Source organism: Mycobacterium sp. (assembly GCF_032162605.1).
Lineage (GTDB): Bacteria > Actinomycetota > Actinomycetes > Mycobacteriales > Mycobacteriaceae > Mycobacterium.
Map to the genome: position 1 here is coordinate 1 of NZ_JAVROT010000134.1, position 7,671 is coordinate 7,671.

Below are 7,671 nucleotides of genomic sequence, written 5' to 3' on the forward strand. Positions count from 1 at the left end.
CGCGTCGAAGAGGGCATCGAGGGCCTGGTGCACATCTCGGAGCTGTCCGAGCGCCATGTCGAGGTCCCGGACCAGGTGGTCCAGGTCGGCGACGACGCGATGGTCAAGGTCATCGACATCGACCTCGATCGCCGTCGCATCTCGCTGTCGCTCAAGCAGGCCAACGAGGACTACACCGAGGAGTTCGACCCGTCGAAGTACGGCATGGCCGACAGCTACGACGAGGCGGGCAACTACATCTTCCCCGAGGGCTTCGACTCCGAGACCAACGAATGGCTCGAGGGCTTCGAGAAGCAACGTGACGAGTGGGAGGCCCGGTACGCCGAGGCCGAGCGCCGCCACAAGATGCACACCGCGCAGATGGAGAAGTTCGCGGCGGCCGACGCGGAGGCAGCCAGCAGGCCCGCCACCGCCAACGGTTCCTCGACCACGTCGTCCAGCTCGGGTGAGCCCACCGGCGGAACGCTGGCTAGCGATGCGCAGCTGGCGGCTCTGCGGGAGAAGCTCGCAGGCAACGCCTAACAACGCGTAGCACAACACGCGCGCCCCGGCTCATACCGAGCCGGGGCGTTCGTCGTCTCCGGTGTCCTGGGTTCGCTCGCCGAGTGTGAAGATCTGCGCGAGGTTTCGCAGATTTCACGTGCAATTCTTCACGTTCGTGGCCGCCTTCGAGCGCAACTCGGTGTCCTGACAGACTGACGCGGTGCTTCGCATCGGCCTCAGCGGCGGCATCGGCGCCGGCAAGTCCACCGTGTCGTCCGCTTTCTCCGGCTGCGGCGGCATCGTCGTCGATGGCGACGTCATCGCTCGCGAGGTGGTCCAGGCCGGCACCGAGGGGCTGGCCGCACTGGTCGAGGCGTTCGGTTCGGAGATCCTGCTGCCCGACGGTCAGCTCGACCGGCCCGCGTTGGCCTCGGTGGCGTTCACCGACGATCAGAAGCGCGCGACGCTCAACGGCATCGTGCACCCGCTAGTAGGCAAGCGACGCCAAGAATTGATCGAGGCGGCAGCTGACGACGCGGTGATCGTCGAGGACATTCCGCTGCTGGTCGAGTCCCAGATGGCGCCGATGTTCCCCCTCGTCGTGATCGTGAACGCCGACGTCGACGTTCGCGTCGCCCGGCTGATCGAGCACCGGGGCTTCAGCGAGGCCGACGCCAGGGCCCGGATCGCCGCGCAGGCGACCGAGGAGCAGCGCAGAGCCGTCGCCGACGTGTGGCTGGACAACTCTGGCACCGCAGAGGATCTGACTGATCGTGCCCGCAAGCTGTGGGACGAGCGGATCGTGCCGTTTGCGCACAACGTGCAGGCGCGTGAGCCGGCCCGGGTCAGGCCGCGGTTGGTCCCTTCGGATCCGTCGTGGCCGGACCAGGCCCGACGGATCGTCGCCAGACTGAACACCGCATGCGGCCACCGCGCCGTGCGCATCGACCACATCGGGTCGACGGCGGTGGCAGGCCTGGACGCCAAGGACGTCATCGACGTTCAGGTCACGGTCGCGTCCCTGACGGTGGCCGACGAGCTGACCGATTCGCTTCTGACCGCCGGCTATCCGCGGGTCCTCGGCCTCACCGGCGATGCCGCGCACACCGGTGATCCGGCTTTGTGGGACAAGCGTTTCCACGCGTCCGCGGATCCGGGACGCTTGACCAACGTGCATCTACGGGTCGACGGTTCGCCGGGACAGCAGTTCGCGCTGCTGTTCGTCGACTGGCTCAAGGCCAATCCCGACGCGCAGGACGAATACGTCGCCGTCAAGCGCGCCGTGTTGGCGGGAGAGCCCGAGACCATGGCCGACTATGTAGACGACAAGGAGCCATGGTTCCTCGACGCCTACCGTCGGGCGTGGGAATGGGCGGACGCGACGGGCTGGCGGCCCTGAATCGAGGCTCAGGCAGCCGGCGCGGGTTCCGGTGCAGGCTCGTCGACCGGCGGCGGCGCGTCAATGGGGGCCGTGTTGCCGGTCGGAAAGTTGGTCACCGATCCGCAGCTGAGCACGCCGTAGCCGGGGTCGTCGTGCTGCGGCGTGAGGCGAGGGGCAACGAACTGATCGGCCTCGGCGATGATCTGGTCGTTCACCAGGATCTCGCAATGCAGGCTCGCCGAGTACGGCCATTGGATGGACACCTGCATGCCGGCCTTCTGCGTATTCGACACCACACCGGTCGCTTCGAACGTCCGGCCGGGCACCATCATCGGGTTCGCGGTGTTCACCTGATCGTCGGCGATCGCGTAGTCGATGGTCGCGCCGCGTGAGACGCCATCAACACGAGCCCGGTAGACCACGTTGTAGGGGCCTGGCCCGAAATCCGGGGGTTGCGCAGGGGAGGCGTCGGCGGACTGCTGGGCGGCGTCCGGGCCTGACGGACCTTCGGGATCGGCCTGTGCGACGGCTGGGACCAACAGGGCGCAGAAGAGCAGGACAGATGCCGAAATACCCGTCATCAGCCGGCACTTAGTCAAGCTCATGAATTTAGACATTACGCTGCCTGCCAGGTGAGAGCCATTTCGTGGTCCGCCAGCCACCGTCCCAGGTCGTAGTCGCTGCGGGCCAGACCGTCGATCGCGGCGGCGGCCGTCTGAACCGCCCGTTCGGCGGTCTCCGGTGTCATCAGTCCGTACTGCACCGCCGTGAACAGCTCATCGACGTCGATGAGGTCCACGCCGCGACCCGTTCGAACGACGAGGTCCAGATAGTGATCCTCGGCGTGCCAGACCTGGCCGTGGACGGTGAACCGTCCGACGTCGAGGTAGTAGTCCTGGTCGCGCTCGTGGGCGGGATTGAAGTGGAATATAGACACCCGCAGACCGAGCGACGGCAGCAGCCACGACTCCAGGTAGTGGAACTGCGCGCGACCGGGCGTGGGTCTGGCCATGTAGAGCCCCCACGGCTGCACGGCGTACACGTCGACGTCCCGCACGATGCCCTTGGGGTCGGTGTTCGTGCGGGCCGCGACGTCGAACGTCTCGTGTTTGGGAGGGTGGATGGGGTCAGGCTATGGCAGCGCCGCCGCTCGGGGAACAGCTTGGCGGCGGGCAGGAGCGAAGCGACCCGGGGGAACAGCCTGGCGGCGGGCAGGAGCGAAGCGACCCGGGGAACAGCATCTGTCGGTGGTTGGTTCTAACCTGGTGAAATGGCTTTTGCTACCGAATACCCCGTAGTCGCGCACTCGGAATACCGCGCGGTCGACGACGTCATACGTGTGGGCGGCGAGTTCGAGGTGGTAAGCGAGTACTCGCCGGCGGGTGATCAGCCTGCGGCCATCGCCGAGCTGGAGCGCCGCATCAACGCGGGGGAGCGGGACATCGTTCTGCTCGGTGCCACGGGCACCGGCAAGTCCGCGACGACGGCCTGGCTCATCGAACGTCTGCAGCGACCGACGCTCATCATGGCGCCCAACAAGACACTTGCCGCCCAGCTGGCCAACGAGCTTCGAGAGATGTTGCCCAACAACGCAGTCGAGTACTTCGTGTCGTACTACGACTACTACCAGCCCGAGGCCTACATCGCGCAGACCGACACCTACATCGAGAAGGACAGTTCGGTCAACGACGACGTGGAGCGGCTCAGGCACTCCGCGACGTCGAATCTGCTGTCGCGTCGCGACGTGGTGGTGGTGGCGTCGGTGTCCTGCATCTACGGTCTCGGCACGCCGCAGTCGTATCTCGATCGCTCGGTCGAGCTCACGGTGGGCGACGAGGTGCCGAGGGACGGACTGCTCCGACTGCTCGTCGACGTGCAGTACACCCGCAACGACATGGCCTTCACCCGCGGTTCGTTCCGGGTCCGCGGCGACACCGTCGAGATCATCCCGAGCTACGAGGAACTCGCCGTCCGCATCGAGTTCTTCGGTGACGAGATCGAGGCGCTCTACTATATGCATCCGCTGACGGGTGACGTGGTGCGCAAGGTTGACTCGCTGCGCGTCTTCCCGGCCACGCACTACGTCGCAGGCCCCGAACGGATGGCGGTGGCCATCTCGAGCATCGAGAAGGAGCTCGAGGAGCGGCTGGCCGAGCTTGAGGGTCAAGGCAAACTGCTTGAGGCACAACGGCTTCGGATGCGTACAAACTACGACGTCGAGATGATGCGCCAGGTTGGGTTCTGCTCGGGCATCGAGAACTATTCGCGGCACATCGACGGCCGCGCCGCCGGTACGTCGCCCGCCACGCTGCTGGACTACTTCCCGGAAGACTTCCTCATGGTCATCGACGAGTCGCACGTGACCGTGCCGCAGATCGGCGGCATGTACGAGGGCGACATGTCACGCAAGCGCAACCTGGTCGACTTCGGCTTCCGGCTGCCGTCGGCAGTCGACAACCGGCCGCTGACGTGGGAGGAGTTCGCCGACCGCGTCGGGCAGACGGTGTATCTGTCGGCGACGCCGGGCCCCTACGAGCTCAGCCAGTCCTCGGGCGAGTTCGTCGAACAGGTCATCCGGCCGACCGGGCTGGTCGATCCGCAGGTGGTGGTGAAGCCGACGAAGGGCCAGATCGACGACCTGATCGGCGAGATCCGCAAGCGGACGGAACTCGACGAACGGGTCTTGGTGACCACCCTGACCAAGAAGATGGCCGAGGACCTCACCGACTATCTGCTCGAGCTCGGCATCCGGGTGCGCTACCTGCACTCGGAGGTGGACACGCTGCGCCGGGTCGAGTTGCTCAGGCAACTCCGGCTGGGCGAGTACGACGTGCTGGTCGGCATCAACCTGCTGCGTGAGGGTCTCGACCTTCCCGAGGTGTCGCTGGTGTCGATCCTCGACGCCGACAAGGAAGGGTTTCTCCGGTCGGCCCGCAGCTTGATCCAGACCATCGGCCGCGCGGCGCGCAACGTCTCGGGTGAAGTGCACATGTACGCCGACAAGATCACCGATTCGATGCAGCAGGCCATCGAGGAGACCGATCGCCGCCGCGCGAAGCAGATCGCCTACAACGTCGCGCACGGGGTGGACCCCCAGCCGCTGCGCAAGAAGATCGCCGACATCCTCGATCAGGTCTACCGCGAAGCAGACGACACGGACGCGACCGTTGACGTCGGTGGCTCCGGCCGCAATTCCTCACGCGGTCGACGGGCCCAGGGCGAACCCGGTCGCGCGGTCAGCGCAGGCATCTTCGAAGGCCGCGACACGGCGAACATGCCGCGTGCGGAGCTGGCCGACCTGATCAAGGATCTGACCGCGCAGATGATGGCCGCCGCGCGGGATTTGCAGTTCGAACTGGCGGGCCGCATCCGCGACGAGATCGCCGACCTGAAGAAGGAGTTGCGCGGCATGGACGCCGCAGGCCTCAAGTGAGGTCTGGGCGCGAAACTTGATCTCAACCGTGGTTGAGCTCTTACGGTTGTGCGCGTGACGGAGACCGAAACCGTGCCGAGGGGTGGTTGGGCCGAGCTCCTCGGGCCGAAGAACCTCGGCGCCTCGACAGTGCTCGCGGGTGGCGTCGCGCTGTACGCCACCAACGAATTCCTCACGGTCAGCCTGCTGCCGAGCACCGTCGCCGAAATCGGCGGCGGGCGTCTCTATGCGTGGGTGACGACTGTCTATCTGGTCGCGTCGGTGGTGGCCGCCACCACCGTCGGCTCCCTGCTGACGAAGCTCGGACCGAGGTGGGCGTACGTGTTCGGTCTTGGCGTCTTCGGGACCGGCAGCGTGATGTGTGCGGTGGCGCCGTCCATGGAATTCCTTCTGCTGGGGCGCGTCGTGCAGGGCGCCGCCGGGGGCCTGTTGGCCGGGTTGGGGTATGCCGTCATCAGTTCCGCGCTGCCGCAATCGTTGTGGACCAAGGCGTCGGCGCTCGTATCGGCGATGTGGGGCGTCGGCACCCTGCTGGGGCCCGCTGCGGGCGGATCGTTCGCGCAATTCGGTTCCTGGCGTTGGGCATTCGGCGTGCTGGCGGTGTTGACGGCCGCGATGGCGATACTGGTTCCGTTCGCGCTGCCCGGTCGCACGGCTGACGCCCATCGGCCGCCGGCGGACCGGATCCCGGTGTGGTCGCTGTTGCTTCTCGGTGTAGCGGCGCTGGCGGTCAGCGTCGCGGGCGTTCAACACAACGTCGGAGCGACTGCGGGGCTTCTCGTCGCAGGCGCAACGCTGGTGGTGGTCTTCCTGGTGGTGGACCGCCGAACCACGGCGTCCGTGCTGCCCGCCTCCACCTTTCGGCCGGGTCCCCTGAAGTGGATCTACCTCACCCTCGGTGTCTTGATGGCGGCGACCATGGCGGACATGTACGTACCGCTGTTCGGTCAGCGCCTGGCCCATCTGGTGCCCTTGGCGGCCGGATTCCTGGGCGCCTCGGTGGCCGTTGGGTGGACCGTCAGCGAGATCATCAGTGCATCGCTGACCAGGACGAGCGTCATCGTTCGCGTGGTCGCGGTATCGCCGCTGGTGATGGCCATCGGTCTCGGGGTCGCGGCGGTGAGCCAATTCGACGACGCCCCTGGCATCGTCATCGTGGTGTGGGTCATCGCACTGGTCATCACCGGCACCGGTGTGGGAATGGCATGGCCTCATCTGTCGGCGTGGGCGATGGGCAGCACCGACGACCCCGCCGAGGGTCGGACCGCGGCCGCGGCCATCAACACCGTGCAGCTGATCTGTGGCGCGTTCGGAGCCGGTCTGGCGGGCATCGTCGTCAACATGACCGACCGGGGTGATGCGACCGCCGCACGATGGATGTTCGCCGTGACGGCCACACTCGCCGCCGTCGGCTGCGTTGCCTCCTACCGCGCGAGCCGCGGCGGACGTGACTTCGTGACCAATTAGTCGGGATCGTCGTCGAGCTGTCGGATTGCGGTCACGCCGTCGATGCGGGCGAGCACCGTCGGCGCGTTGAGGATGCCGTTGCCGGACAGCGTGAGCTGCACCCCGCCAATCGGGTCCGACTCCAACTCGGCGAGCTGCCAGTTGCGGCGTTCGCAGGCCAGCAGCAACGCACTCATCACGCCCCGACCGTCCTCGTAGGTCACGTGTACGCGAATCGAGCCACTGAGCCTGTTCGCCAAGCGCCGCGCCACGGGCATGAAGCCGACGATGACGAGGAAGTGCATCACCGTCACCGTGCACGCGAGTAGCAGCAGACCGGAGCCGGCCGCCATGCCGATGGCCGCGGATTCCCACACCGATGCCGCAGTCGTCAGACCATGGACCGAGCCACGACGAAAGATGATGATGCCGGCGCCGAGAAAGCCGATGCCCGTGACGATTTGGGCCGCGACGCGAGACGGGTCGACGACGATGAGCCCTTCGGACAGCACGTCGTTGAACCCGTACTTGCTGACCAGCAGAATCAACGCAGCCGCCGTGCCCACGATGGTCTGCGTCCTCAGGCCGGCACTCTTGCCCTGGATCTCCCGCTCGAGGCCGATCAGCGCAGTCAGGCCGAATGCCACGAACAACTCGACGATCTGACGGGTGCCTTGACCTGGTCCGCCGAAGAACGGCGGATCTGCCAGCCAGAGATCCATGCGGACAAGGTATCGCGACACGCGCATTCGGCGATGATTCTCGGATCGTCGGCGAGTCAACACGTCGAGCGCCAAACCGAGAGGATCTGCGATGACTCCCAACCCGTATCCCGATGTTGCGACCCGCGACGAGTGGCTGGCGGCCCGTCGGCGGCTGTTGGCGCGCGAACGTGAGGTGACGCACCTGCGCGACGCCGTCAACGCCG

General features: G+C 66.6%; 7 protein-coding genes. 4 read left to right on the top strand and 3 right to left on the bottom strand.

Going from position 1 to position 7,671, the window contains the following annotated elements; genetic code table 11:
- Window positions 1–522, top strand: a 522-nt coding sequence (locus QOI01_RS08230) for a S1 RNA-binding domain-containing protein (protein WP_526379770.1), incomplete at its 5' end; no start/stop codon positions are given.
- A 181-nt stretch (window positions 523–703) separates the two neighbouring features.
- On the top strand, window positions 704–1,882 hold the full coding sequence (gene coaE, locus QOI01_RS08235) for a dephospho-CoA kinase (protein ID WP_526379772.1): 1,179 nt from the start codon (window positions 704–706) through the stop codon (window positions 1,880–1,882).
- An 8-nt stretch (window positions 1,883–1,890) separates the two neighbouring features.
- Here the strand turns inward: coaE and QOI01_RS08240 are convergent, their stop codons facing one another.
- Window positions 1,891–2,469: a hypothetical protein gene (locus QOI01_RS08240; protein WP_526379774.1), complete on the bottom strand. Its 579-nt coding sequence runs from the start codon at window positions 2,467–2,469 to the stop codon at window positions 1,891–1,893.
- 11 nt (window positions 2,470–2,480) lie between these two features.
- Window positions 2,481–2,987: a ribonuclease FAU-1 family protein gene (locus QOI01_RS08245; protein ID WP_526379782.1), complete on the bottom strand. Its 507-nt coding sequence runs from the start codon at window positions 2,985–2,987 to the stop codon at window positions 2,481–2,483.
- Window positions 2,988–3,134: 147 nt separating this feature from the next.
- Here QOI01_RS08245 and uvrB point away from each other — a divergent pair, with 147 nt between their 5' ends.
- Together uvrB and QOI01_RS08255 are read left to right on the top strand one after the other, a co-directional pair.
- Window positions 3,135–5,297, top strand: a complete 2,163-nt coding sequence (gene uvrB / locus QOI01_RS08250) for an excinuclease ABC subunit UvrB (RefSeq protein ID WP_526379776.1) — start codon at window positions 3,135–3,137, stop codon at window positions 5,295–5,297.
- A 54-nt stretch (window positions 5,298–5,351) separates the two neighbouring features.
- Complete coding sequence (locus QOI01_RS08255) at window positions 5,352–6,764, top strand: MFS transporter (protein ID WP_526379778.1); 1,413 nt, start codon at window positions 5,352–5,354, stop codon at window positions 6,762–6,764.
- On the opposite strand, the gene QOI01_RS08260 is transcribed toward QOI01_RS08255, so the two are convergent.
- Window positions 6,761–7,465, bottom strand: a complete 705-nt coding sequence (locus QOI01_RS08260; protein ID WP_526379780.1) for an MgtC/SapB family protein — start codon at window positions 7,463–7,465, stop codon at window positions 6,761–6,763. The two genes, QOI01_RS08255 and QOI01_RS08260, sit on opposite strands and share 4 nt — an antisense overlap.
- Between the last annotated feature and the right edge of the window lie 206 nt (window positions 7,466–7,671).